Source organism: Erwinia sorbitola (assembly GCF_009738185.1).
Classification (GTDB): Bacteria; Pseudomonadota; Gammaproteobacteria; order Enterobacterales; family Enterobacteriaceae; genus Erwinia; species Erwinia sorbitola.
The window spans coordinates 1-25,319 of the sequence record NZ_CP046510.1 but is presented as its reverse complement, the minus strand read 5'-3'; the positions used below and the strand labels follow the sequence as shown (position 1 = coordinate 25,319).

The following is a 25,319-nucleotide window of genomic DNA, read 5'->3' as shown; positions in this document are numbered from 1 at the left end:
CTACCCATACAGTTTTGCGCCTGGTGGAAAAATGACCCGGACAGAAAGACTGATCGATGACGTTCGCAGCCGGATTCTGTCCGGGGCGCTGGCACCCGGTGACCGGCTGGCTTCCGTACGGCGCTATGCCGCACTGATGATGGTGTCGCCCTCTACGGTAGTGGAAGCCTATGAGCGACTGGCCGCTGAAGGCGTGATCCGTGCACGGCGGGGATCGGGTTTTTATGTATCCGGTATTTCACTGGCAGCTCGCAGCCTCACGGATAACACCACCCCGCTGCTGCGGGATGTCGATCCTTTCTGGGTCTCAAGGCAGTCACTCGATGCGGGGAAGGAGGAGCTGACCCCAGGCTGCGGCTGGCTGCCTGCTGACTGGATGCCGAATGAGGCGCTACGCAAAGGTCTGCGCCAGCTGACGCGCCTGCCCGACACCTTACTGACGGATTACGGCAGTACGCATGGCTCAACCACGCTGCGGCGTCTTCTGCTGGCGCGTTTTGCGCAAGAGGGGCTGTCAGCGTCGATGGAGCAACTGATGCTGACGGGGTCGGGCAGCCAGGCGCTGGATTTACTCTGTCGTTTTCTGCTGCGTCCCGGTGACAGTGTGGTAGTGGACGATCCCTGTTATTTCAATTTCCAGGCGCTGCTGCGTACGCATCAGGTAAATATTGTTGGCGTGCCCTACACATCGACAGGTCCGGATATCGCCGTGTTTGAACAGGTGCTCGCCACCGTTCGCCCGCGTCTTTATATCACCAACTCAGCCCTGCACAATCCTACCGGCGCGTGCCTTTCTGCACAAACGGCCTATCGGGTGTTGAGTGCCGCAGCTGCGCACGAGACCCTGATTATTGAGGATGATATTTTTGCTGATTTCGAGCCCGATCCTTCACCACGCCTGGCGATCCCGGACGGCCTCGACCGTGTGATCAGAATGGGGAGTTTTTCGAAAACACTCTCTGCATCCGTGCGCTGTGGCTATATCGCCTGCCGTGCAGAGTGGATTGAAGGGTTGGCCGACCTGCAAATTGCCACTAATTTTGGCGGTCCCAGCCCGCTGTCCAGCGAGCTGATCGCCAACGTACTGGGCGGTGGCAGCTACCGTAAGCATCTGAATGAGGTGACAACCCGGCTGGATCGTGCGCGAAAAGAGGCGATTGAACATCTGGATGCGCTGGGTATTACTCCGTGGATGGTGCCGCGGGGTGGATTCTATCTATGGTGCCGCCTGCCAGAGGGGATTGATTCAACGGCGATTGCACGGCGCTGCCGACAAGATGGCGTGGTGCTCGCACCAGGCAACGTCTTCAGCGTTACTCAGTCAGCGGCCGAGTTTCTGCGTTTTAATGTGGCCCATTTAAATACCAGGGTTTTCAGTGTCCTGAAGCGGGCGATAGCAGAACATCAAAATAAGTGAATATTAATAACCCTCACGCTTCTGAGCTATCAGGGGGCCGCTTGGAAAACGGAAAACATCCTATGGTGATTGTACGGATTAACGCAGGGAACAGTATCAGCGCCATTGCGCGGGAATTTAATACCACCCGGTAAACCATACTCCGGGTAAAGACAGGGCAGCAATAATCCTGAGCTCTTAGCTGGACGTTCCGCTGTGTGCCAGGAGCTGACGTTGCAACCACCACATATTCTAACTTCAGGAGGGGTGGCTTTTAGTAAGGATTTAAGTCTGAGCTAAATACGCCGCCTAAGAATTAACCAACCGATCAATGGAGCCGGCAATATTGATGCGAGTTAATTCAAATCCTTCAGGGCGTTCAAAACCAGCTTAAATGCAGGAAGGGACTGTCTCCTGCTCGGATAATAAAGATGGTAGCCTGGGAACGTGGGTGACCACTCCTCAAGCACCGGCATCAGCCTTCCTTCCTCTATATATCTTTGCACCACATCTTCCGGTGCGTAAGCCAGTCCATACCCTTCGAGTGCCGCTGTTAACAACTGCGGTGAAGTATTAAAAATCATCTGACCGGGCACCTGAACCTTCACTTCCTCTCCGTCTTTAGCAAACTCCCATGCGAAGAGGCCACCATGCGTTGAAAGCCGCAAATTGGCGCAGTTGTGTGAGGTCAGATCATGCGGCGTTTGTGGTTTGGGATGTCTGGCGAAATAGTCAGGAGAGCCGACAACAATCATGCGAAAATCTGGCGAGATTCTCATGGCAATCATGTCCTTAGCAATCTGATCCCCGATACGGACGCCCGCATCGAAACGGCCCGCCACAATATCGATTAATCCGTAGTCCACGTTAATTTCAAGCGTGATATCAGGATACTCCTTCAGCAGCTTTGAAAGTTTTGGCCACAGTATTGTGGTAGCCGGATGGTCATGGGAACTGATGCGTATCGTGCCGCCCGGTTTCTCGCGCAGCTCTCCTAAAGTGGCAAGCTCAGTTTCGATCCCGTCGTAGTAAGGCGTAAGATTCGCAAGAAGCCGTTCTCCCGCCTCGGTTGGCACAGCACCTCGCGTTGTCCGAGTAAGTAAACGGATGCCCAGTCTTTCCTCCAGACCACGAATACTATGACTGATTGCTGATTGTGAAACGCCCAGGTGCGCCGCGGCCCGCGTGAAGCTTTTTTCACGCGCTACCGTAATGAAAACAGCAAGATGATTGAAATCCGTATGATTCATTATTAGTTCCACTCATGTCGGTTATCTGATTATGCCACTTCAGTAATGACCAGTCATTCCTTAGAGTATATGAACACCACCTAATCAAGCCGTGCTTGTGAGGTGTTCAATCCATAAACAGGAGACTCATTATGCAAAAGCGACAATTAGGTAACAGTGGCCTTGAAGTATCGGCAATTGGTCTGGGATGTATGGGACTGACCTTTGGCTACGGGCCTGCGACAGACAAAGCTGAAGCCATCAAACTTATCCGTGCAGCTTATGAGCGCGGCGTAACGCTGTTCGACACTGCAGAAGCGTATGGTCAGATCAATGAAGAAATGGTCGGGGAAGCTGTGGCACCGTTCCGTGACCAGATCGTTATCGCTACAAAATTCGGTTTTAAAGAGGGTAATGCAGCGGCGGGACTCGACAGTCGTCCTGAGCGTATTCGTACTGTCGTTGAACAGTCCCTTAAGCGGCTGAAAACGGATTACATCGATCTCTTTTACCAGCATCGTGTGGATCCAAACGTGCCAATGGAAGATGTCGCCGGAGCTGTACGCGACCTGATTCAGGAAGGAAAGGTGAAATATTTTGGGATGTGTGAGGCGGGCGTAAAAGCTATTCGTGACGCACATGCTGTTCAGCCGCTGTCCGCACTGCAGAGTGAATACTCTATGTTCACCCGTGAACCTGAAGACGTCATTATCCCGACGCTGGAAGAGCTGGGTATCGGCTTCATTCCTTTCAGCCCGCTGGGTAAAGGCTTTCTTACAGGAAAGATTGATGGTGCAACCACCTTTGCTGAAGGAGATGTCCGAAATAATCTGCCGCGTTTTGCTGACGAAGCCCGTCAGGCCAACCATAACCTTGTCGCCCTGATCGGTAAAGTTGCTGAGCGTAAACAAGCAACCCCGGCACAGATTGCTTTAGCCTGGTTGCTGGCTCAAAAACCATGGATTGCTCCGATCCCCGGCACCACAAAACTTCACCGTCTCGACGAAAATGTAGGCGGGGCTGCAGTTGAACTCACGGCCGCAGACCTACAGGAAATTGCAGATGTGCTGGCAAAAGTTCCCGTCCAGGGCGAGCGTTATAACGCTGCAATGATGAAGTCCATTAACCGCTAAGCCTTGCTTCATTAACCGGCGACGCCATGTCGCCGGTATCCTCCCCCGTATTCATTCTCAGAGGACATCATCATGACGACCCAATCTCTTAAAGGCCGTATCGCACTGGTCACCGGCGGAACAACCGGCCTGGGTTTCGGTGCAGCGAAGCGACTGATTGAACACGGCGCAACAGTCTATATCACTGGCCGCCGACAGAACGTGCTGGACGAGGCAGTAACCAAACTGGGCAACTCCGCCAGAGCTATATGTGCGGATGTCTCAAGTAAAGAAGACATGCTGCGTGCGGCTGCCACCATTAAAGCCGAACAGGGGCATCTGGATATTTTGTTCGCTAATGCGGGTGGTGGCCACGCCACGCCACTCGAAGAACTGACCGAAGATCAGATCGACAGCGAACTGAGCATAAATGTTAAAGGTGTTGTACTCACTATGCAGAGCATGCTGGACGTGCTTCGTGACGGTTCCTCCGTAGTGCTGAATGCGTCGATTACTGCAGATATGGGGTTACCTGGATTTGCTGTTTATGCCGCGACCAAAGCGGCAGTGCGTTCACTGGCTCGCAGCTGGACCACGGATCTAAAAGGGCGAGATATCCGGGTCAATACCATAAGTCCCGGTGTAGTCCCGACCGAAGGTTACAGCAACGAACAGAAAATGAGTGACAACGATATTGCCTCATATGCGGAGCGAGTTTCTGCAGAAATTCCGGCCGGGCGCGTGGGCACCGCGGAAGATATCGCTGATGCATTGATTTTTCTGGTATCAGACTCGAGCACGTACATACGTGGCATTGACCTGATAGTCGATGGCGGTATGACCCGTGTTTATGCCGGTAAGAACTGAAGAGATGACGATGCAGAAAATAAAATCGGAAGAACGCCACATCATCTGTGAACTGCGATGTGAACCTGAGAATCGTGAGCGCGTTAAAGAGCTGATCCTGAAATTTGTCGGGCCTGCGCGCCTTGAAGCAGGTTGCCTTTATTACGATTTTTATCAAAAAATCGATGAACCCGACACGTTTTATATTATTGACGGCTGGGTAAACCAGGATGCAGTAACCAGCCATGCGGAAAACCCGCATGTTGCAGAAGTTATGTCATACCTGCAATCGCTGCTGACATTCGGACCTTCTGTCAGTCTCATTACCCGTGTCAGTGACTGATAAGGGTAACCCCTCGCTTTCTTATTCATGGCATCACGTATGCTTCCTCTAAGCCACAACGCTAAAAAGGGACTCAAATGAATGGTATAAATCCTTATATTACGTTGAATAATGGTGTGAAAATGCCCGCTCTGGGATTGGGTGTTTATCAGGCCAAACCTGAAGAAACTACCGAGGCGGTGAAGAAGGCACTGGAAACCGGATATCGGCTTATCGATACCGCTGCGGCCTATTTTAATGAACGTGAAGTCGGCGCCGGGATCCGTCGGTCGGACGTAGACCGCGACGATATCTTTATTGAAACTAAATTGTGGATTTCCGACTATGGCTACGATTCTGCTCTTCGCGCCTTTGATGTCAGTCTGAATAAATTAGGCATTGAGCAACTGGACCTCTGGCTGCTTCATCAGCCTCTGGCATCAGAATTTGAAAAGACCATTCAGGCCTATAAGGCGGCTGAAAAGCTGCTGGCCGAGGGGCGCGTGCGTGCCATTGGTGTATCCAACCTCACGCCCACTGAACTCGACAGATTGATTACAGAGACCAGTGTTGTTCCTGCGGTGAATCAGATCCAGGTTCATCCATATTATTCACAGGCGGAATGGCGTGCGGCTAACGACCACTATGGCATTATCACACAATGCTGGTCACCACTGGGTGGGTCTTATACCTACAACAATGCGGAGAAAAATCCTTTCGAAGATAAGGTAATCACTGACATTGCCAGAAAATATTCGAAGACGCCGGCACAGGTTATTCTTCGATGGCATCTGGATCACGGATATTCCGCCATTCCTAAATCTGTAAAACCCCACCGAATTGTCGAAAACTTCGACGTGTTTGATTTCAGGCTCACGGCTAATGAAATTAAAGCTATTGATGCGCTTGAAACAGGCGTTCGTGGCGGCCCGGATCCCGACTCACTGGATCTGGCAACCTATGGTTTCCAGATCCCTGACTGATGATTTTCCAGTGTAATGACAAAGGTGCGTAAATGCGCCTTTGTCATGGTAGTGGGTGAGCGCTAAACCGCTGCGATGCAGGCGACCATCACACATTAACTTAGCTGATTAAAGGCCGGAAAACTGCTCCGCCTCAAAGGGATCATTCTATGAAAGTTACAGAGCTGACGAGTCGCCAGCAGGCGATCGCTCCAATTTCTGCATTCACTGCGTTGGGCGATAATCATAAACTGAGAGCCGCACTGGAAGCAGGCCTACATGCTGGCCTGACTATTAACGACATAAAAGAAATACTGGTACAGCTTTATGCTTACCTTGGTTTTCCACGTGCGCTTAACGCACTTGGAACCTTTATGACCCTTGTGAATGAACGAAAAGAACAGGGTATAAATGATATTGCAGGTTCCGAAGCCAGCCCGCTGCCTGCTGGCCGATCCCTCCTTGAACTGGGCACATCTGTGCAGACATACCTGATAGGTGTGCCAGCCAAAGGGCCTGTATTCGATTTTGCTCCTGCTATTGATACGTACCTGAAAGAACATCTGTTTGGTGACATTTTTGGACGGGACAACCTCAGTTATGAAGATCGTGAGATTGCCACCCTTGGCGCACTTGCAGGCCTGGAAGGCGTTGAGCCGCAGCTAATGTCCCATTTCAACATTTCTTTAAACATTGGTTTGACTGAAACGCAATTAAGGGGGGTGAGCGTCGCCCTTGAAAATTCGGCCTGTCCGGTCGTCGCTCAACGTGCAACGTCAGCCCTTGAGAAGGTGCTGGCAGCCAGTAAGTAAAATCTATGCAGCTTCTCTTTGTAGCGCAAAAGCTGCGTAATGGCATGATTATTAAAAAACAGTGAGGCCGATTTGATGGCTTTCGCGACGTGATCTCGTAAGCCCTGACCTAAAGGAATATGGCAATAATCTGGAATGCGGGGCCCATGCCTTTAATGACTTAAAAATAAAGGCATGTCCTGACAAAGTCAGCAGGGCTTTCGATGCAATGTCCGCTTTTCGCTCAAAGCAGCCTGTCAACGTGATCGATCGCCCTTACCACAGCCTAGAAGTACAAAAAATAACCTTAACGTACAATAATTTTCGATATCCAAACTGCCCCTTAAAAAACTGTTATTTATCCTGCTTGCAGTAAGAAAGCCGCCGTATCCCCTTTTAGGAGTCATGGCGGCTTTTTCAAAACAACTGAGCATCAGGCAACTAATGCAGACGAGTTGTTTAACTAACTAAGTATTTAATTGCCATCAATAGCAATCAGCAGTGCGTCTAAATTATCAACCTCTTTCAAAATAGCGCGATAGATATTTAGTTTACTGTCTGCACCTGTACTTCCCAGTTTCTCAGGTGCAAGAAGGATAATTAATTTCCTGACTATGTTTTTTGCATACGGTTTGTTTCGATCAGAAATAGGTATGGCGAGATATTCTTTAGACAGCTCTCTGTATTCAGCCTGCCATGCTTCAACCTGATCATATTCAGCTGTAATTAACTTTCTGGTTTTATTAGCAATTGAACCACAGTATTTCTGAACTCCACCATGTACATCATAAATAATCTTGGTCACCTTTGGCAGGTTAGGGGATGTGATTTTGCTGTCCGCATGTATATTACTGATGCACTGCTGTACTGATTGCCGTAGTTTCTTTTCATTACTGTTAATATCAGCGAAAGCACTACCTGAAAAAACAACTGCACTCAGCATCAAGATGCCGGTTTTTATTTTTAGCATAATTTAATTTCTTTTAAAAAACATGAAAGTGTGCTGTCATAATCCTGGTAATAATAGTGCATTATTATCATTAACTTCAAGACTTGATGGGTAAAACTGCTGTTTATCATAAAACTTATTATTTTTTCATTATTGTTTAATGGCAATAGTATTTTATAGATTTTTTTAAAAAACTGATAACTGGCAAGGTAAAATGAATCAAAGAAGCAGTATGCAGATCTGCTGAAGACGCGCTGAAAGGATAAAAAACATAAGACGCCGTCATAACGCATTTGGTTGTTATGACGGAAATTTCAAATAAAAAGATTGTGAAGAATCTGATAACCAATACAGAAATAAATGATTAATTGACTAACTCGTAATATGAAAGTGCACCTAAGGTTGGAACTTTCACAACTTCATTTTCTGGCTCATCATCAAAAATATCTCTTTCAGCGAATTCGTCACTTACTGCGTTGACCTGATAGGGAATAAGTCCGGTGATAATGGCATATCCACGTTTGTTTGTAATCACATCCATCTGATCGGGAAGCTCTGTATCAGGATGATTTTTGGCATAAACAAGGGCGTTTGTATCACCTAACGTTTGCCCGGCGGTCATTCCTGCACTATGGAAAACTAATGAACCAGAACTATTTGCCGAGTAACGTGTGTAATCAGTACCAGATATATATCTAATGCCGGATTCACCAGCCGCATAGCGATAACGAGCATTTGCCCGATAAGTTTTTTTACTTTTCTTACCTGATTGGGCTGCCACCTGATAGTTCAGGTTGTTATCTAATTTCCGGCCGTTGATGCTGATTTCTTTTTGATAGTGATCATAGGGGTTATAGCTATATCCCAGATTCACACTGGTATTCTTGATCCCTGTTTTTGCTAACGGGATACGGAAAGTAATATCAAAACGCATCTCACCTTTATGAGTGCTGTAACGGTTGTACGCAAGATCTAAATCAAATGATAACAGTGATGCACTTTGTGTAAAAGTCAAAGCATAAAAAGTACTTTTACCCTGCTCGCCTCTGTATTTTTCGTGGTTAATGTTAAAAGACAGATTCTGAGAAGGGCTGATTAACGACTGGAGGGAGAGTTCATAACTATACTCTTTTTTGTAAAAGTCGCAGCAAAAGTAGCCAGATTTTGCACTATTTGCATAATTGTTAAAATCATTATAGTGAGGCTGTAGGAAATAATCACCATTCGCGGTAATACTGGTGTTTAACTTGTTGAAGTTGGCACTATATTGAAGGCGCAGCTTTTCACCTTTCACTTCGCCCTGTTCCGATGAAGTTATTTTGCTGACACGGTGATTGAGCACAACGTCACCATACTGCCCCAGTCTCTGACCAATGCCAAATGAGTGGTTGTAATAACCCTCTGAAACTAAGGCACCGCCATACAATGAGTTTTGTGTAGAAATACCATAACCGAAGCCGCCCTGGAAGAATAACGGGTGCGACTCTTCCATTCGACTATCACTCATGAATTTTCCAAAAGAGATATCATATTTCCATGTGTCTTTATCAATAAGATTCTCTAACTGGTTCCATGGAACATCATAATAACTTGACGTGCCGTCACTCTCTTTAACGATCATGCTGATAAAACCTGACTTATCAAACAGCTTGATATTTCTCAGAACAAAGTCTCCGGGAGAAACCATTGTGCGGTAAACCGTCATACCGTTCTGTATAACCTCCACTTCAGCATCTGTCAGTGCGACACCATAAACCCATGGCAACACCGCACCTTGTGATGAGGGGAACATGTTGTCATCTGATGCCAGCTTAATTCCACGATAAGGAAAAGAATCAAGGTAGAAACTATTATTGTAACCATCGCCCATATGTAAACGAGAATTGATTGCAGAGATGTCTCTCTCCAGATAAATATCGGAGAATTTAACGCGTTTCTGTGGCATATCTTCATTATTATGGTACTGTTTTGCTCTTAAGCGCCATTTTTTGAGGTTGATACCGGATTCCAGCTCAAATTCAATATTGTCTTTTATTTTTCTACGGGCGTAACGCAAACCCTCGTATCTCTGATAGTTGGCGTCATAATTAATTAGAATGGCGGGAATACCATCATCTCTGTTGCTAATGGCCAGGCGAGGATCATTTTTTACCTCAGTTGGCTCTAAACGTATAAAAGTAAGGATGTTGATTTTTTCAATCAGGTTGGCGCTAATGTTTAGCGGATAAAGTTCCTTGTTGTTGATACATCCGATTTCTTTTAATTCACCCATATTTTCTGGTGTGATAATTTTCCATTCTAATAGTCTTTCTCTATCAAAACAGGGAAAACCCTCTTTCGTAATATCCAGCTCAATGTGTCCTAAGTCCCGCTCACCATCCGCTATGTAAAAATATTCACCAGCACTGATAACGGTCGGTATTGAAAACAGTATTAAAGCTAAGACAGTTTTTTTGCTTATAGAAAACATGCAGATAAATCCGATAAAGCATGCATGTGAAAAGGCGCCGATGATAGTTTATCGTCAGCGCCTTGGTTAACTAACCAAATTAATTATCTACTTATCAATAGAAAGTAACAGCGAGTCTAATTGATCAAGTTCTTTCATCATAGCGCGATAAACGAAAATTCTGGAAGTTGTACTACGTCCAGCTAGTTTATCAACTGCAGTAAGAACTCGTATTTTTTTAACCAATTGAGCTGCATGGAATTTATGCTGTTGGGATACAGGAATAGCATTAAATCTTTCAAGAAGCTCCTGGAACTCAGCTTCCCATTTTTCATGCTGATTATGTCTGTCAGTGATTAACTTTCTAGTTTTATCAGCAATAGAACCACAATGTTTTTGAACGCCACCAAGCGCCCCAAAACTGATATCTAAAAGGACAGGGGAATGAAGGGATTTCTTAATGCTATCGTTACATTGAGTTACTAAGGAACGCATTTTTTGTTCCTGGCTATTGATACCACCAAAGGAAGAAGAGGCAAATGCACTACCTGAAAAAATGATAGTACTCAGGATTAAAATACCCGCTTTTTTTATAAACATGAAAAAATCCTTTTAAATAAAATGAAAGCGTACTTTCATCAGCGTGCTGATAATAGTTCATTGTTGTGACTAACTTCAAGTAAACTTGAGCTGTGTTATTATTTATCGTGAAAACAATGATTTTCTTATTAATGCGTATATATCAATAGATATTTTATTGATTCGATTTTTATGAGTAAAGGAGTTCAGCGATGGGAAGGGATATTACGGTATTTTGTAGAAAGAGGGCTTAACGTCTTACCTGAGAAAGAAATTTGCCTGCATAAATGCAGGCAAGGAGAAGAAATCAGCGTGGTTCGCCAAGCGGAAGTATGGTTCGGCCGAACTGTTCATTCAGTACTTCAGCCATCCCCTGGTACATAGCACTTGCTCCGCTGACCAGGCCAATCCAGCCAGCGATCTGAATCAGGCCCGGTTTATCTGCCAGATGAGCTGTCGTCAACAGTGCAAACAATACTACAAGGCTCAGGAAAACGAATTGCATTACGCGATTACCCTTCAGAGATCCGAAGAACATAAACAGTGTAAATACACCCCACAGGCCAAGATAGGAACCCATAAATTGTGAGTTGGCTACTTCAGCCAACCCCATTTTTGGCATAAGCAGTATAGCAACCAGCGTCAGCCAGAAGAAACCATAAGAAGCGAAAGCGGTTAAACCAAAGGTATTGCCTTTTTTATATTCCAGCAGGCCCGCTAACAGTTGTGCGATGCCTCCGTAGAAAATGCCCATAGCCAGGATAATGACATCCATCGGGAAAAGCCCGAGATTGTGCAGATTTAGCAAAATTGTGGTCATGCCGAAACCCATCAGACCCAGCGGGGCTGGATTAGCTAATTTAGTGTTGCCCATAAAATCCTCTAAAATCATTATAATATTGTTAAATAGTTACACCCACGCCTGTTTCCCTGACAGGGCGCGCGATCATAATCAGAGCAATCGTCGGCGTCTTTGATCTAGTCAGGGTGTAATCAAACATATTTTCTACTTCTTGCTTAAAAGGAGGTGGACTTTGGTTTTAGTGTTAGTTCTTCGATTCGCGAGGTAAGTGCGCCGGCCTAAATTCTATCTTTTCCAGCAATATAAGAAGTAATAATCAATTTTAAGTTTGCGGTTTTGTTTTTTTCTGCATAGGTTTTGGCGAGGTGGTTTCTGAGTGTGGTGGCACATACTGTAAGCAGCTCATGGAGCACAATCATTTTCTGTGAAAATCGTTTTAAAAAAATATAGTAATTTCTTTAAAAGCGACTGATGAGCAGCTTGAATATTGTTTCATTTTGTTTTTATTCATATCATTCTGACTCTTAGTTAATTTATATGTGTAAAAGGGATATTCATGAATCGTATAGTTAAATTCACCATAATTGCTGCTGCTGTTGCCACCCTTACGGCATGTACTGGTCGTGTTGAAAATAAGCAGAAAGACTGTAGCTATGATTACCTGCTCCATCCTGCCGTTTCTATTTCAAAATGGATTGGTGGTTGCGGACCAACGGACAATTAAATATAAAATGCTGAGTGTTAATCACTCAGCATTTTGAAGGTTTTTTAAACGACATCTAATGCCTCATCGATTGTGGGTTTTTATTGCTCAGAATCAATAACATTCGGATCTACGGGTATAGAAGCGCTATGTTTAATCGATTTTAATTCAATTGAACTAAGCCGTAACTGATATTACTCTTCAACCCTGATTCCGAGACGTTCTACCAGAATGCTAACCTGGGCACTGTCCAGTTTGACACCTTCCAGGTCAGTACTGCGCAGGTCGAGATCGCTGGTAATGGAGCGGGTTAAATCACAGTGAGTGAAGTCAGCCGAGTGCCAGTCAAAAGAGCTGAATTCGCCACCTGAGAGATCGGAGCCACTGAAAATGGCACCCACGACGTTAGTACCGACCCAGCGATTATCCCACAGCTCGCATTTCTCCAGCACCACTTTGGATAAGTTGGCATAACTCAGATTAGTTTTGGTGATAAATGCACTGCAAAACCAACTTTTCGTGGTGATCATATTCATAAAGCTGGCACCGCGAAAATCGATACCCTGTGCCCGACACTCACTTATCTCAATACCCAGCGCATTGACGGAACGAAAGTTGTTCATGGATAAATCGCAGTGCTTAAAACTCGCATCTTTCAGCGTAGCACGGGTAAAGTTACAGCCCTGCTCACTCTCCCTGTCATAAAACTGACAGTGGATAAATTGCGTATCAGTAAGGTCACATCCGGAGAAATCACAGTTAATAAACTGGTAGCGTTCTGCGATGCAGCCAGTGAATCGATCAGGGCTGAATTTTTCATTACGAAAAACCAGTGACATTGTCATTCTATGGCTCCATATAAAGCAGTGCGCGTTCATCAAGCTGAAGTTTTTCACCGGGATAACGATGCTCAAGCAGATGGTAAGATTCAGCAGCTATAATATTCTCAATATTTTCAGATAACGCACTCAGTGCCTGTTGCATCTGCGGCAGATAATTGTGCGTGTCATATACCCGGTCGATACCTTCCAGGGCATGGTTCATGATTTTACGCGCAACATCATTCGGAGTATTGAGTGCTGCCAGACGGGAACGGGCGCTGCGGCGCAGATCGCGTGTGGTGAAAGGCGCAATACCCAAACCGCGATCGGCACGTATCATACGCCGCAGGGCCTGAGTAATGGCACCTCTTGATAAGGGTTGTGACAATGTCACGGGAGAGGGTACCAGCCAGGGTGACTCCTCCGGGCTGGCGTTCATCAGCGCACTGATGCAGACACGCATCATTGGAGTCAGCGGCAAAATATGCTCGCGCTGCGATTTATTCCGCGTGCCCTGCCGCCAGATGCCGGATGTCAGATTGAACTCATCCTTACGCGCCTGCACCACCTCATCCGGTCTGCGAGCAGTCAGCAGACAAAGACGCAGCGCCCAGCGGCACTGCTCTGAGAGATCCCAGGCGTCCAGACCATGCCAGAAAATCCAGACTTCGGCATCGCTTAGCGTACGGTTGCCCGGTGCAGCGCTTCTGCCAGCCACATCGCGTTTTTTCATCGCACTGAGCGGGGAGTGCTCAAGATAGCCCTGCATTTCAGCCCAGGAAAAAAACTGCTTACAGAGCGCAAACACTCGTCGGGCCTCTTCTTTTTTTCCGTCGGCAATCAGGATATTAAAAAGGCGGTTTAACTGTAAGCGCGTGACGGATGTCAGCGGCCACTCCCCGATAACCGGCAATACATGTTTCAATAATGATGAGATCGCGATTTCCGGGCGGCGGCGGGTTTGCAGCAATGAAAGCCTGACCCACAGTTTCATCACCTGCATCACGGAACCCGCGTGACCACTACCTTCCAGTTCAGTCAATGATGACGTGCGTACTCCGTCGAGCCACTGTAAAACATGACGCCCGACATAAGCTGTACGCTGCATCTCAGGATTATGGGATTCAATCATCCTGTAATCCTGAGATTCTGTAATCATATGATTCTGGCATCCTGACCTTCCGGGATAAGCTTTACCGGGCCTCCGGTACTGTGGGTGCTGATTTTACCGTGTTTAATAATATGACTCCAGACTTAATAGGTCTGGAGTCATAAAGATCGCTTAGAGTTGTTGTGATAGCATAAGACGCAGGATTTTCCCTCATCTAAAAAACCGGGCAGATTAGGCTGTATCAGAGGGTTAATCTCCTCACTCTGATGGCAATTTTTTTTGTTTCTGAATGGTACCAACACATTTACAGATCCCCTGATGAATATCTATACCAGTACTGATGAAGAGTCTGTGGCAGAATGAGCGACGGCATACACACACTGACATTAATCTCTAAATCTGTTCATTTATTGTATTCATATATGATGTACAGGCTGTCTTTCATTCCTTCCTCTTCCAGTCCTGTACAGAAAAGATAATACCTGTAAGAGTCATCTCACCAGTGAAGCATAGCTCCCTGAACACTCATGCAAAGCTTAAAAACAAAGAGCAGCTCTATTTTCATTCGGACTATCTGTAACAGTGATGGACTAATATAGATGATTCGAGATACATGGTTCATCCGGGATATAGAGTGAAATAGTACCGACGAGAGGAAAAGGTTTAGCGATGAAACCAGCCCTTTTCTTACTAAAAAAGCCGGTTCAATGACACTGAGGATAATGGAGTGAAAGGTTAAACCAACTCATATGTATGTTGTAACTAAAAAATAAATAACGCGAACTGGATCACCAAAAAATCTTGCGCATCTTGATCTTTATCACAGCTAAGATGGCACCAGACCCCGTTGAAAATAGCCCTTGTAGCACTCATATCTGCTCTATATGGCGGGAAAAAATAGAGTTGGAGGAAAATTCATCCGGTATAGAGTTAAAAATCAGCGAACTGACCGAACATACTTTTATCTCATACGAGCAGCATCATTTTTTGCATTTTACAGTGCGTAGCATGCTGACAGTTTTCTTCGTGTAACCTGCGGCACAGCGTGACGGCGTAACTCAACCAGGATGAAAAAATCCTCCTCGCAGCTGAATGCAGAAGAGAAAACCATGCTATTACAACATGTTGAGTCAACAGGTCTCCCCGGAATATAAATCATTATTCTCTGAAGATAAACAGGGATAAACCTTCATCAGTTAAATTTGATTCCTAAAACATTGTTAAGATTTATCCCAGAAGTTGTAAATATAAGAACCCGCTCCTCCGCTCTGCGGCAGAGTAAAAGAGTATCAGAGTAACATTTGAACTAACATTTTTTTAATTTAGTGTTTTTTCACTCTTCATTTGTCTGTACACTAAGTCTCGATACAGTAGTAGTTACTAATTTAAACCAACTCACAGGTTACGGATTCCGTTATGAGCGAAACGCTGAAAGTATTAAATAATATTCGCACCCTTCGTGCCCAGTCTCGGGAAGTGTCTTTAGCTGAACTGGAAGAGATGCTGGAAAAACTTGAAGCGGTAGTGAACGAAAGACGTGAATCAGAAGCCGCTATTGCTTCTGAAATTAAAGAAAAAGAAGAGAAACTGGCTAAATATCGCCAGATGCTGCTGGAAGACGGTATCGATTTAAGCGAACTGACTGCCGCGGATAATACCACTGGCAAGACACGTGCCAAACGTGCACCACGCCCTGCCAAGTATCAATATACTGATGAAAACGGCGAGCAGAAATCATGGACCGGCCAGGGTCGCACCCCGGCAGTAATTAAGCAGGCACTGGATGCAGGCAAAAAACTTGAAGATTTCCTGATCAAGTAAATGCCAACCGGCCGCCTGACAGGCGGCCGGATGTTTTTCATGTCTCGATTATCTGCGTTCACAGATACAGATAATAGAGTAATGCCACTTGTTTCTCCGTATGTTCTCCCCCCAGTACGCTGTGCTATAAATTCAGGCTGATACGTAATGCATCCCTCCTGCCCTGCCGCAACGAACCTGAGCAACCAGGCTTTTCCCGATGAACTCAGCATTTCGGTTTTGAGCATCATCCAGCGCCCGAAACAGAACCTGATTGATTGTCACCCGGCAAAGTATCTCATCCCCCGCAACGACTGACCTTACGCGCCAGCTCACCGTATTACTTAACCATCAGCTCTGGTTAATGGCATCATCATCCAGAACAACAATGCCAGCACGCTGCTCGCGATGCCGCACAGGCACACGGCGTCCCATCCTCCCCTGGAAAACGCCTGAGTAGATAGCAGCGCACCCGCACCACTGCCGGCAGAATAAAACAGCATATAACCTGCAATCAGCCGTCCCCCGGCATCCTGCTGGCTGGCCAGAATAAGGCTCTGGCTGGAGACATGTAACGCCTGCCCGGCCGCATCCAGCAGCAAAATTCCAATAATCAGTAGCATCAACGAGCCTGCTCCCAGCCACAGCGGCAGCCAGCTCAGTAATAATACTGCCAGTGCCATCGCACTGGTGCGTTCAGCAAGTCCGCTATCTGCCCAGCGTCCGGCACGACCCGCAATAAGGGCGCTGATAGCACCCACCAGACCCAGCGCGCCAATCTGGCCATGGCTGAGTTGCCACGGCGGTGTACGAAGCAATAATACCAACGCACTCCAGAAGATATTAAAACTGGCGAACATCAGCAGTGCCAGTACGCCACGAACCTGTAATACCCGGTTTGTGTTCAGCATCCGCCACAGGGAAGGGATCGCCTCTGGTTTGTTTGCTGCGGTCGTATGCGCAAGATCTGGCAGCCTGCGCCACAGGATCGCTGCCAGTAAGACCATCAGCAGCGCAGAACAAAAATACACTCCGCGCCAGCCGGTAATGTCGGATATCAGACCTGCCGCTGCCCGTGCCAGCAGTAGCCCGATAACCACGCCACCGGCAACGGCCCCCACCACGCGCCCACGCATTTCGGGGGTGGATGCTGCGGCCGCATAAGCAATCATCCCCTGCGTCATCGCCGTGCCCATCATGCCGGTCAGCAGCATTGCTACCAGCAACATCATGACGTGGGTTGCCGTGCAGACCAGCAGCAGTGCCATAATCAACCCGGCCAGCTGACAGCGCATCAGACGGCGTCGGTTAACCACATCCCCCAGCGGCACCAGCAGTAATAATGCCAGTGTACAACCCACCTGGGTGGCAAAAATAACCCCGCCTACTAGCGCTGGAGTGATAGAGAATGAGAGCGCCAGAGCATCCAGCAGCGGCTGTGCATAATAGACGTTGGCTACACTCAGCCCACTGCTACTGGCAAACAGCACCACCTGAAATGATGATAAATCTGCTCTTCCTGTACTTTTATCTGCGAGGATAGCCATCTGAGCTCCAAATTTGGTTTCAAATTAAAACCATTTGCAGCTTGCATAAAGTGGTTTTAAAATGCAACCAAATTAATCGCGGAGGATATCATCATGGCTGAACGTCACTCTTTGAGTCAGGCTCCCTGCCCGGTTGCCCGCAGTGTTGATTTGATTGGCGATCGCTGGATGTTATTGATCCTGCGCGATGCCTTCGACGGCAGCCGCCGTTTTAGTGAGTTTCAGCGCGGGCTGGGCATGGCGCGCAATATTCTGGCCGACCGGCTGAAAAGACTGGTGGAGGCACGTTTACTCCAGGTTCAGCCCGCATCTGATGGCTCCGCCTGGCAGGAGTATGTGCTGACCCGACGTGCAGACTCCCTTTTCCCGCTGATCGTTGCCCTGCGTCAGTTTGGTGAACAGCACCTGTTTACCGCAGGGGAAGCGCGCTCAGAATTAGTGGAAATCAGCAGCGGTACTCCGCTGGCACCTCTGCGCGTCTGTAATCAGCAAGGTGAAGAGTTAACACCCGATAAAACCCGTGTGCAGAAAAACTGATCGCTATGCAATAAACGTTATTTGAGGCAAAAAAAAGCGCCGTTTTCGGCGCCTTTACGTAAAAACGGGCAAGATCAGCCGAGATACTCAATGACTGAAAGACCGCCGTTATAATCTGTGCTGTAAATAATTCCATGCGCATCCACAAACACGTCGCAGGATTGGATAACCTGCGGACGGCCGGGACGGGTATCCATCATGCGCGCCGGTGCTGCAGGCACAAGCGCACCGGTTTCCACCGGCTGATAAGGATTACTGATATCAAAGGCCCGGACACCAGCGTTTTGCCAGGTAGCAAAAATCAACGTCGAACTGACGAAGCTCCCGGGGCGATTCTCATGCAGATTATGAGGCCCAAAGTGTGCTCCTTTTGCTACATAATCCCGCTCGGCAGGCTGTGGGAAGGTGGAGATACTGATCGGGTTTGAAGGCTCACGAATATCAAACAGCCAGATATGTTTTTCGCCATCCTCCTGATTGTCCAGCACCGCCTCATCCAGTACCACCAGTAAATCCCTGTCAGGCAATGGTAGTGCAGTATGCGTACCTCCCCCAAACGGCGGGCTCCAGTTACGATGACTGATCAGCTTAGGTTCGGTTCGATCGCTGACGTCCAGCAGAGTCAGACCGCCATCACGCCAGCTGCCGTATGCCACATCACCGCTAATAATGGCATGGTGCAGGGCATAGCGCTTGCCCTCTTCCCAGCCGGCCTTCTCACCAGCAGCAGTATTCATACCCGGCAACCACCATTGTCCAGCGACCTCAGGCTTGCGCGGATCGGCCAGATCAATTGTCAGGAATATATAGTCACTGAAACCGTCAATCAGCGCCGAAACATACGCCCAGCGGCCGCCGACATACCAGATACGATGAATACCAATACCACTCAGGGACAGAAAACTGATTTCACGCGGCTTGTCGGGTGTGGAGATATCGAAAATACGCAGCCCTGCACTCCAGCCCTTATCCTGCACATCGCTGACCGTTTCACCGACCGGGCGGGTGTAATACACTTTTTCGTTGGCAAACCGCGCGTCAGCAAACAGGTCACGCGCATTAATTACCAACAGCAGGTCATCATGAGCCTGAAGATGCACATTCCAGGTTCCTGGTGGTGCAGGAACATAGGCCACCGTGCGGGGATTTTTCGCATCGCGCACGTCAACCACCGAAAATCCTTGTGACACCATGTGACCAATATAGGCATAACCACGGTGAACCATCAGCTGGACGCCGTCAGGCCGTCCGCCCTGATCGCTGTGGCCAATCAACCGCATATTGCGACTGTATTCCGCTACAGGAAGCATGTTACTCATCAGCCGCTCCTTATTTTTTATACTTCGCTTCCAGCGTGGCAAACCACGGCGCGATAAAATCTTCCGTTTGTCCCCATCCCGGGATAACCTTGCCAAGGCTGGCAACATTTACCGTACCCGGCTGGCTTACCAGCAGAGCCTGTGGGATTACCGTAGCTTTAAAGTCATAGGTGGCAGGTGTGGCTTCTCCCGCCAGCTTCAAAGCAATCAGTCTGACGTTGGTAGCCCCGATCAGCTTAGGATCCACCGCTGCGGTCACTTTCCACGGGCTGCCGGCTTCACGCATGAGCTGCAAATCCTGATTGGAAACATCAATACTGTAGAGCTTGATTTCAGTACGTCCGTTTTCCCTGAGCGCTTTAAGTGCCCCCTGGCTGAAGGCATCCCAGGTTCCCCAGATCGCATCTACTTTGCCTTTAGGATATTTGGCCAGGAGTGCACCAACTTTGTTGGCCGTATCGCCCTGCACATCGGAAGAGACTGCGCCAACTGACTCCAGCTCGTGAATCCCCGGATTCGCCTGCAATAACTCCTTGTAAGCTGCCTGGCGACGTTCCATTGGAGGATAACCGGCCACCCACAGTTTAATTATGTTGGCTTTGCCGTTGTGATCCTTGATCAGCTGACCGAAAGAGAGATCGGTCAGTGAAGCGTCATCCTGTTGTGTCACGGTCACGCCTGGCACCTCTTCATCAACCGCTGTATCAAACACCGACACCGCAATACCGCTGTCAGCAATACGTTTAATGAGGGTACCAGAGTAAGGTGCACGCCCCTGGGACAGAATAATACCGTCATATTTCTGGCTGATAGCCTGATTCACAAAGTCCTGAAAACGCGCATCATCACCGTTGGTTAAAAAGGTGCTGACTTTAAAACCGAGTGCTTTCCCCTGCTGGGTAGCCCCCTGAATAAACTGAGTGGTGTTATCGTCGGAGCCCAGATTGCGGATCACTGCAATACGCACCGGGCCATCATGACTGGCGATTTTCTCCGGCACCGGGGCCAAAGTGGCGGCATGAACAGGTAAAACACTGGCAACCCAGAGGGCCAGTAAAGTAATCAATGGCTTCATATAAAAATCCCTGTAGCGAAAAAAGAAAAGTGACATATCGTTTTATTACCGCATGTGACTGGCGGCCATGACTCTGACTTTTTCACAACAGGCAACGTACTGACAAAGAAGTAAAAAGAATATGGAAGTACTTAAAAAGTATTAGCCTGATGCAGGCCGTAACTTCAGGATAGAAAAAAAACTGAGGGGCTATTATGAGTAACACTGATATTCAGGTCGTGACCGGCCCGGCCAATTATTATTCTCACCCTGGCGCGCTGCAGCGTCTGGATGATTTTTATCACCAGGATGAGCTTTCCCGTGCAATCTGGATCTACGGCGAGCGCGCCATCAACGCCGCACGTCCCTGGTTACCCGACAGTTTTTCTCTTCCTGGCGCACGGCATATTTCCTTTAATGGGCACTGCACCGGACCGGATCTTTCGGCCCTTGTACAGGCATCAGGACAGAATCGTCAGGTAGTCATCGGCATTGGTGGTGGTGCCCTGCTGGACACAGCCAAGGCACTGGCCCGGCGCCTGAGAGTGCCCTGTGTAGCGATCCCCACTATAGCAGCAACCTGTGCTGCCTGGACGCCGCTTTCCGTCTGGTATAACGCTGCCGGACAGGCATCACATTATGAAATATTCAAAGATGCCAATCATCTGGTGCTGGTAGAGCCTGAGATCCTGCTACGTGCACCGGTGGAATATCTGCTGGCCGGGATCGGTGACACACTGGCAAAATGGTATGAGGCAGTAGTACTGGCTCCCGAACCGTCATCCCTGCCATTGACGGTACGGCTGGGGATCGACACAGCGGCCACGCTGCGGGATGTATTGCTGACCCAGAGTGCTGCTGCGCTTGAGGATCAGCGCGGGGGAATTTTAAGTCAGAATTTCCGGGATATCATTGATGCTGTTATTGCCGGTGGCGGTATGGTCGGTGGTCTGGGAGAGCGTTATACGCGTATTGCCGCCGCTCATGCGGTTCACAATGGACTGACTGTTCTGCCGCAAACCTCGCGCTACCTGCACGGCACTAAAGTGGCCTACGGCATTTTAGTACAGTGTGTACTGCTGTCTCAGACTGACACTGCACGCCAGCTTATCTCTGCCTATCATCAATTTAATCTGCCGACCACGCTGGCGGATCTGGACGTTGATATCCATAACCACGCGGAAGTTGACCAGATTATTGCTCATACATTACGTCCCGGAGAATCAATCCATGCCCTCCCCATTCCGGTTACTGCCGAAAGCTTGCGCACTGCGTTAATCACGGTTGAAAAACTGGGCCGCGTAGCTTAGTTCAGCGCACACCCAAACGTTATACCCCCACATCAGATCCTGCCGTGCACGGGATAAAAGAGCTGATGTGGAGGAATTTCCTGTATGCACGCAGCCTGCACGACCGGGTTAATTGCACATATGTGGAGCACTGGCTACGATATTTTATCCACAGAAACGGGGGATAATACGGTGAGTAACTTTGTTTAACGGGTGAAGAACCTTTGATAAAAAAGACGAGGGTCAATGATTTTATTATGGTTTTTTCGCACGTTCAGCAACTTCACCCATCACACGTTTATGGCTGATTTTATCGCCGGTAATTTTATACCATCCGGCCAGTTTCCGGACATCCGTCAGAGGAACCTTCTCGCCCTTATCGTACGCAGAAAGGCGGTTACGGTACTGTTCCATGATGGTGATACAACGCCGGGCCCAGTCGCCTTCCAGCTCAGATCCTGCGACTGCACGGGGACGGCGAGGAAATTTAGGCCGTAGCGGTTTACTCGCTTCAGGTGTGGATTCATCGACATAGGAAAATTTAATCGATACCACGGTGCGCCCTTTTTTGACCGGCTCCCAGATCACAGAAATATCCGTATTGGCGTTGATGCGCGCCAGCGTTGGCTCAAGTAATTTCTGCCGGAAGTCACGATAATCCTCGTATTTCCCCCGCAATCCGGCTTTTTCGCGCATCCAGTCCAGTGCCAGAGTCACTTCGATTGCCTTACTGGTTTTACGCCCGTAGAGGTTTTTTGCCTTGATTAACCAGCCATAGAGCCGCACCGAAAATGAAGTATCCAGTTTGGCAATGTTGGCAAAATTAAGCTTGGTAAAAGACTCCTTCAGCTCGTAAAGATACGGAGCCACATCCTGGCCGAAGCGAAGAACGACGGCGCTTTGCTCGTCACTGCTCACATACTCAAGCCGGGAGAACCATGACAGCTGAACGGTCCGCATCTTGCCTGTTTTACGATCGGGCAGGTAGATGGTGACCGGCTTTTTCATCAGGCTCTCAGCTGCTTCACGCAGCTGGCGGTGGCTGCTGGTAGGGTTCAGACCATAAATGCGTTGATAATCATGTGGGAAAAGACGATACAGCGCGTCAGGCTGCGGTTTCCTGCTGTCAATCTGTGCCAGTGCAAGGTTCAGCAAACGCATCTCATCAAGCGTCACGCTGTAAGCCCCCTCAAGGAGATCATTACCTTGCACAACGGTCAGTTTGTTCAGCTCCATGTAGCAGGATCCCTTTGTGGAATGTTAGTCCAAGTATTCCACACAAAAATTGCTGAGGTAAAGTGAAAAGTAACACTTATAAATATATAAATATCAACAAGTTAATAAGAACTAGTCAAAATCCGAACATAAAATGCTTCCACATTAGCTCCTGAACAGATCCTTTGTCCCGCCAGGAAGATCGTTTATCTGCCTCCAGCCAACAGAAAAAAACTCCACATAACATACTGAATCGCTGACAGGAAATCCTTCCACATTAGCAGCATCTCCCCGACAATAACTGATATCGAAATTTCCTGGAAAAAATATTTTTTTCAGTAAGTTAACTCAATCTCTATCATGAAATCCCTCCACATTAACGCGTTCTCAGCCGCTCATGTTAGTCATATATTCTACTGCCCCTACAGAAAATTCCTCCACATATCACATGAAATCTCTCCACGTTTCATATTCCTGCAAACAAGTTTGCGGCAAGCAGCATAAAATCTATCCACGTAAAAAAGAGTGACATGGCCACTCATCTTCCACACAACAGATAATCTCTCCACCTTTCAGCCGGGGGAAAATTTAATGGCGAACAGAAAATCATTCCACGTTTACCAGATGAACCTCGGGACAGAAAATTCTTCCACATATCGTGTAACGCTACTAATTAACTTATTGGTATTACAAGATAAAGCAACACAGAATGAGGTAACTCATCGGCATAAGTTACTACGCTAATATGACCGGATCGTCTTTCGGGGCGACAGGGGCAGGAAAACATTCCACATAACATCAGGAATGATACGTGGAGAGGAAAGTCAGGGGTGATCACCAGCTAAGACCGGAAGGGGGGCTTATCCACAGAAAATCTCTCCACATAAGGTTCTCTCTGCAAATCAAAAAGTTATCCACAGGAAAAAACTCTACATATAACAGGAAATCACTCCACATATAACAGGAAATTACTCCACCTGAAGCAGGAAATCACTCCACATATGTCGCTATAACCTTATGATTTAAATGATGAAATTCACCCCTTAAAGTTAAAGATCTAAACTATAAAAAGAAAAACAAACACTATTGGATCTTTTTTAAAGCACGATCCTCTCAGGCGATCCACAATATTTTCATCAAATCGCTGGAGGAAAGATTTTTATGCATGATACATCAGCAATCATATTGCTCTACCTGGGCTCATTTTCGGGTAACCAGCCCTCAATAAGTTCGGTGAGTACATCCTTCATTTCACGGCCCTGCAGGAAACAAGCGGTTTTGAAACGCCGGTGTAACTCTTCATCGATATTGGTCTGCAATTTCTTTACAGTTCCGCCTGCTGGTTTGTTCACAGCATCAAGGGCCGGAGCTAGCTGACGATGCTGGCCAAGTTTCATTTTCACGCTAAAAGCTCCAGAATTTCATTAGTCATCACTTCGATCTCACCTTTTGCATTTCCGTCGGTAGTATCGAATACCGTTCCGCCGTCGAGCATGGTGCGTATATACACCTGACGCTGCGTTGTTGCAGTTTTAAGCGCAGGTACACCCGTATCCTCAATTGACTCTTTGAGAACCTCCAGCATACGTGTGGAAGCAACTTTTTTGGTGATCAGGAAGCGTGCTATGACGGGTTGCAGATTTTCACGCGCTTCAACCACCGCCAGGATGGCACCACAGGCGGCAAAGTCGAGTGGTGAGGGGGTGACCGGAATCAGTACCAGGTCGCTCACCATAACGGCAGCAGAAGAAATAGCGGTGATGGCAGCGGCACCATCGATGACAACGTAATCATAATCCTTCAGCTGCTTGCGTACGGTGTATACCTCTTTTTCGGAGGCCGCTTCAGCAAGGTCAAATTTGCATTTAGTTTCGTCATACCAGTTGCTGATGCTGCCCTGAGGATCGGTGTCCACCATCACAACCCGGTGCCCTTTGCGCGCCAGGCATGTCGCGATATTGATGGATGTAGTGGTCTTCCCTACCCCGCCCTTCCCGTTCAGGAAAGAGATAATTTTTGTCGCCATGACGAACTCCTGCAGGTTAAAGGCTGGTATCCTGGGATTGTGTAATCCTGAGATTACAGGATTTTAAAATCACAGGATTATGTAATCCTGTGATGCAAAGATAACGTAATCACTGGTTGCAAACAACATCGGGAGATTTGATAATCATGTAATCATGTAATCATGTAATCATGTAATCATGTAATCATGTAATCATGTAATCATGTAATCCCAGAATTATAAAAATTAAACTCTCCGCTTCACTTTCTGCCACCGATGAACACAATAATCCTGCAATCCTGCAATCCTGCAATCCTGCAATCCTGCAATCCTGCAATCCTGCAATCCTGCAATCCTGCAATCCTGCGGTTGACCTGGATTTCGGGTTTGTATTCAGTAGTTCTGAGATGCTGAGATGCTGAGATGCTGAGATGCTGAGATGCTGAGATGCTGAGATGCTGAGATGCTGAGATGCGCACTA

At 47.6% G+C, this 25,319-nt stretch carries 23 protein-coding genes and 1 pseudogene; 11 read left to right on the top strand and 13 right to left on the bottom strand.

Annotated features, from left to right (window positions below; genetic code table 11):
• The first annotated feature begins 31 nt into the window (after window positions 1-31).
• The gene (locus tag GN242_RS21465; RefSeq protein WP_156288413.1) at window positions 32-1,417 is read left to right on the top strand and encodes an aminotransferase-like domain-containing protein; all 1,386 of its coding nucleotides are present in this window, start codon (window positions 32-34) and stop codon (window positions 1,415-1,417) included.
• Window positions 1,418-1,482: 65 nt separating this feature from the next.
• A pseudogene (locus GN242_RS21815) lies at window positions 1,483-1,551 on the top strand (recombinase family protein); the annotation flags it as partial.
• A 201-nt stretch (window positions 1,552-1,752) separates the two neighbouring features.
• Here the strand turns inward: GN242_RS21815 and GN242_RS21460 are convergent.
• Window positions 1,753-2,646 (bottom strand): LysR family transcriptional regulator, encoded by an 894-nt coding sequence (locus GN242_RS21460; protein ID WP_154754545.1) that lies wholly within the window; start codon window positions 2,644-2,646, stop codon window positions 1,753-1,755.
• A 131-nt stretch (window positions 2,647-2,777) separates the two neighbouring features.
• On the opposite strand from GN242_RS21460, the gene GN242_RS21455 reads away from it, so the two are divergent.
• From GN242_RS21455 to GN242_RS21435, 5 genes are all read left to right on the top strand, one after another.
• Window positions 2,778-3,758 (top strand): aldo/keto reductase, encoded by a 981-nt coding sequence (locus tag GN242_RS21455; RefSeq protein ID WP_046852623.1) that lies wholly within the window; start codon window positions 2,778-2,780, stop codon window positions 3,756-3,758.
• A gap of 72 nt (window positions 3,759-3,830) precedes the next feature.
• Entirely contained in the window at window positions 3,831-4,604 is a 774-nt protein-coding gene (locus GN242_RS21450) for an SDR family oxidoreductase (protein WP_154754544.1), read from the top strand.
• 10 nt (window positions 4,605-4,614) lie between these two features.
• Window positions 4,615-4,926, top strand: coding sequence for a putative quinol monooxygenase (locus tag GN242_RS21445; protein ID WP_156288411.1), 312 nt, complete (start codon window positions 4,615-4,617; stop codon window positions 4,924-4,926).
• A gap of 77 nt (window positions 4,927-5,003) precedes the next feature.
• The gene (locus GN242_RS21440) at window positions 5,004-5,888 is read left to right on the top strand and encodes an aldo/keto reductase (RefSeq protein WP_034458336.1); all 885 of its coding nucleotides are present in this window, start codon (window positions 5,004-5,006) and stop codon (window positions 5,886-5,888) included.
• 149 nt (window positions 5,889-6,037) lie between these two features.
• A complete protein-coding gene (locus tag GN242_RS21435; protein ID WP_099001051.1) occupies window positions 6,038-6,679 on the top strand; it encodes a carboxymuconolactone decarboxylase family protein in 642 nt (213 codons plus the stop codon).
• A gap of 454 nt (window positions 6,680-7,133) precedes the next feature.
• Here the strand turns inward: GN242_RS21435 and GN242_RS21430 are convergent, their stop codons facing one another.
• From GN242_RS21430 to satP, 4 genes are all read right to left on the bottom strand, one after another.
• On the bottom strand, window positions 7,134-7,628 hold the full coding sequence (locus GN242_RS21430) for a hypothetical protein (protein WP_156288409.1): 495 nt from the start codon (window positions 7,626-7,628) through the stop codon (window positions 7,134-7,136).
• 343 nt (window positions 7,629-7,971) lie between these two features.
• Complete coding sequence (locus GN242_RS21425; RefSeq protein WP_156288407.1) at window positions 7,972-10,077, bottom strand: fimbria/pilus outer membrane usher protein; 2,106 nt, start codon at window positions 10,075-10,077, stop codon at window positions 7,972-7,974.
• 87 nt (window positions 10,078-10,164) lie between these two features.
• A complete protein-coding gene (locus GN242_RS21420) occupies window positions 10,165-10,656 on the bottom strand; it encodes a hypothetical protein (RefSeq protein WP_156288397.1) in 492 nt (163 codons plus the stop codon).
• A gap of 286 nt (window positions 10,657-10,942) precedes the next feature.
• Entirely contained in the window at window positions 10,943-11,509 is a 567-nt protein-coding gene (satP, locus tag GN242_RS21415) for an acetate uptake transporter (RefSeq protein WP_154754540.1), read from the bottom strand.
• Window positions 11,510-11,993: 484 nt separating this feature from the next.
• Between satP and GN242_RS21410 the strand changes: the two genes are divergently transcribed.
• Window positions 11,994-12,161 carry a YhfL family protein gene (locus tag GN242_RS21410; RefSeq protein ID WP_154754539.1) on the top strand — a complete coding sequence of 56 codons (168 nt, stop codon included), beginning with the start codon at window positions 11,994-11,996 and terminating at the stop codon, window positions 12,159-12,161.
• 173 nt (window positions 12,162-12,334) lie between these two features.
• Here GN242_RS21410 and GN242_RS21405 read toward each other — a convergent pair whose 3' ends face one another.
• Together GN242_RS21405 and GN242_RS21400 are read right to left on the bottom strand one after the other, a co-directional pair.
• Complete coding sequence (locus GN242_RS21405; protein ID WP_374190152.1) at window positions 12,335-12,979, bottom strand: Qnr family pentapeptide repeat protein; 645 nt, start codon at window positions 12,977-12,979, stop codon at window positions 12,335-12,337.
• 7 nt (window positions 12,980-12,986) lie between these two features.
• Window positions 12,987-14,093, bottom strand: coding sequence for a tyrosine-type recombinase/integrase (locus GN242_RS21400; RefSeq protein ID WP_156288393.1), 1,107 nt, complete (start codon window positions 14,091-14,093; stop codon window positions 12,987-12,989).
• Window positions 14,094-15,488: 1,395 nt separating this feature from the next.
• On the opposite strand from GN242_RS21400, the gene GN242_RS21395 reads away from it, so the two are divergent.
• Window positions 15,489-15,893 (top strand): H-NS family histone-like protein, encoded by a 405-nt coding sequence (locus GN242_RS21395; RefSeq protein ID WP_154754536.1) that lies wholly within the window; start codon window positions 15,489-15,491, stop codon window positions 15,891-15,893.
• A gap of 323 nt (window positions 15,894-16,216) precedes the next feature.
• Here GN242_RS21395 and GN242_RS21390 read toward each other — a convergent pair whose 3' ends face one another.
• Complete coding sequence (locus GN242_RS21390; protein WP_156288391.1) at window positions 16,217-17,419, bottom strand: MFS transporter; 1,203 nt, start codon at window positions 17,417-17,419, stop codon at window positions 16,217-16,219.
• Window positions 17,420-17,512: 93 nt separating this feature from the next.
• Between GN242_RS21390 and GN242_RS21385 the strand changes: the two genes are divergently transcribed.
• The gene (locus GN242_RS21385; RefSeq protein ID WP_154754534.1) at window positions 17,513-17,956 is read left to right on the top strand and encodes a winged helix-turn-helix transcriptional regulator; all 444 of its coding nucleotides are present in this window, start codon (window positions 17,513-17,515) and stop codon (window positions 17,954-17,956) included.
• Window positions 17,957-18,030: 74 nt separating this feature from the next.
• On the opposite strand, the gene GN242_RS21380 is transcribed toward GN242_RS21385, so the two are convergent.
• Together GN242_RS21380 and GN242_RS21375 are read right to left on the bottom strand one after the other, a co-directional pair.
• Window positions 18,031-19,275 carry an LVIVD repeat-containing protein gene (locus GN242_RS21380; RefSeq protein ID WP_156288389.1) on the bottom strand — a complete coding sequence of 415 codons (1,245 nt, stop codon included), beginning with the start codon at window positions 19,273-19,275 and terminating at the stop codon, window positions 18,031-18,033.
• 10 nt (window positions 19,276-19,285) lie between these two features.
• Window positions 19,286-20,350, bottom strand: coding sequence for a sugar ABC transporter substrate-binding protein (locus GN242_RS21375; RefSeq protein ID WP_156288387.1), 1,065 nt, complete (start codon window positions 20,348-20,350; stop codon window positions 19,286-19,288).
• 194 nt (window positions 20,351-20,544) lie between these two features.
• Between GN242_RS21375 and GN242_RS21370 the strand changes: the two genes are divergently transcribed.
• The gene (locus tag GN242_RS21370; RefSeq protein ID WP_156288385.1) at window positions 20,545-21,639 is read left to right on the top strand and encodes an oxidoreductase; all 1,095 of its coding nucleotides are present in this window, start codon (window positions 20,545-20,547) and stop codon (window positions 21,637-21,639) included.
• A gap of 234 nt (window positions 21,640-21,873) precedes the next feature.
• On the opposite strand, the gene GN242_RS21365 is transcribed toward GN242_RS21370, so the two are convergent.
• The 3 genes from GN242_RS21365 to parA all read right to left on the bottom strand — a co-directional run bounded on the left by GN242_RS21365 (window position 21,874) and on the right by parA (window position 24,859).
• Window positions 21,874-22,854, bottom strand: a complete 981-nt coding sequence (locus GN242_RS21365) for a replication initiation protein (RefSeq protein WP_154754530.1) — start codon at window positions 22,852-22,854, stop codon at window positions 21,874-21,876.
• Between the two features lie 1,169 nt (window positions 22,855-24,023).
• A complete protein-coding gene (locus GN242_RS21360; protein WP_154754571.1) occupies window positions 24,024-24,230 on the bottom strand; it encodes a plasmid partition protein ParG in 207 nt (68 codons plus the stop codon).
• 2 nt (window positions 24,231-24,232) lie between these two features.
• On the bottom strand, window positions 24,233-24,859 hold the full coding sequence (gene parA, locus GN242_RS21355; RefSeq protein WP_154754529.1) for a ParA family partition ATPase: 627 nt from the start codon (window positions 24,857-24,859) through the stop codon (window positions 24,233-24,235).
• Window positions 24,860-25,319 lie beyond the last annotated feature (460 nt).

What these genes read in the sequence shown, in the direction of transcription:
- satP (WP_154754540.1), bottom strand. Translation starts at nt 11,509, where the DNA reads ATGGGCAACACTAAATTAGCTAATCCAGCCCCGCTGGGTCTGATGGGT.
- GN242_RS21390 (WP_156288391.1), bottom strand. Translation starts at nt 17,419, where the DNA reads ATGGCTATCCTCGCAGATAAAAGTACAGGAAGAGCAGATTTATCATCA.
- GN242_RS21420 (WP_156288397.1), bottom strand. Translation starts at nt 10,656, where the DNA reads ATGTTTATAAAAAAAGCGGGTATTTTAATCCTGAGTACTATCATTTTT.
- GN242_RS21450 (WP_154754544.1), top strand. Translation starts at nt 3,831, where the DNA reads ATGACGACCCAATCTCTTAAAGGCCGTATCGCACTGGTCACCGGCGGA.
- GN242_RS21385 (WP_154754534.1), top strand. Translation starts at nt 17,513, where the DNA reads ATGGCTGAACGTCACTCTTTGAGTCAGGCTCCCTGCCCGGTTGCCCGC.
- GN242_RS21465 (WP_156288413.1), top strand. Translation starts at nt 32, where the DNA reads ATGACCCGGACAGAAAGACTGATCGATGACGTTCGCAGCCGGATTCTG.
- GN242_RS21375 (WP_156288387.1), bottom strand. Translation starts at nt 20,350, where the DNA reads ATGAAGCCATTGATTACTTTACTGGCCCTCTGGGTTGCCAGTGTTTTA.
- parA (WP_154754529.1), bottom strand. Translation starts at nt 24,859, where the DNA reads ATGGCGACAAAAATTATCTCTTTCCTGAACGGGAAGGGCGGGGTAGGG.
- GN242_RS21370 (WP_156288385.1), top strand. Translation starts at nt 20,545, where the DNA reads ATGAGTAACACTGATATTCAGGTCGTGACCGGCCCGGCCAATTATTAT.
- GN242_RS21445 (WP_156288411.1), top strand. Translation starts at nt 4,615, where the DNA reads ATGCAGAAAATAAAATCGGAAGAACGCCACATCATCTGTGAACTGCGA.
- GN242_RS21430 (WP_156288409.1), bottom strand. Translation starts at nt 7,628, where the DNA reads ATGCTAAAAATAAAAACCGGCATCTTGATGCTGAGTGCAGTTGTTTTT.
- GN242_RS21400 (WP_156288393.1), bottom strand. Translation starts at nt 14,093, where the DNA reads ATGATTGAATCCCATAATCCTGAGATGCAGCGTACAGCTTATGTCGGG.
- GN242_RS21360 (WP_154754571.1), bottom strand. Translation starts at nt 24,230, where the DNA reads ATGAAACTTGGCCAGCATCGTCAGCTAGCTCCGGCCCTTGATGCTGTG.
- GN242_RS21425 (WP_156288407.1), bottom strand. Translation starts at nt 10,077, where the DNA reads ATGTTTTCTATAAGCAAAAAAACTGTCTTAGCTTTAATACTGTTTTCA.
- GN242_RS21460 (WP_154754545.1), bottom strand. Translation starts at nt 2,646, where the DNA reads ATGAATCATACGGATTTCAATCATCTTGCTGTTTTCATTACGGTAGCG.
- GN242_RS21380 (WP_156288389.1), bottom strand. Translation starts at nt 19,275, where the DNA reads ATGAGTAACATGCTTCCTGTAGCGGAATACAGTCGCAATATGCGGTTG.
- GN242_RS21440 (WP_034458336.1), top strand. Translation starts at nt 5,004, where the DNA reads ATGAATGGTATAAATCCTTATATTACGTTGAATAATGGTGTGAAAATG.
- GN242_RS21455 (WP_046852623.1), top strand. Translation starts at nt 2,778, where the DNA reads ATGCAAAAGCGACAATTAGGTAACAGTGGCCTTGAAGTATCGGCAATT.
- GN242_RS21435 (WP_099001051.1), top strand. Translation starts at nt 6,038, where the DNA reads ATGAAAGTTACAGAGCTGACGAGTCGCCAGCAGGCGATCGCTCCAATT.
- GN242_RS21365 (WP_154754530.1), bottom strand. Translation starts at nt 22,854, where the DNA reads ATGGAGCTGAACAAACTGACCGTTGTGCAAGGTAATGATCTCCTTGAG.
- GN242_RS21405 (WP_374190152.1), bottom strand. Translation starts at nt 12,979, where the DNA reads ATGTCACTGGTTTTTCGTAATGAAAAATTCAGCCCTGATCGATTCACT.
- GN242_RS21410 (WP_154754539.1), top strand. Translation starts at nt 11,994, where the DNA reads ATGAATCGTATAGTTAAATTCACCATAATTGCTGCTGCTGTTGCCACC.
- GN242_RS21395 (WP_154754536.1), top strand. Translation starts at nt 15,489, where the DNA reads ATGAGCGAAACGCTGAAAGTATTAAATAATATTCGCACCCTTCGTGCC.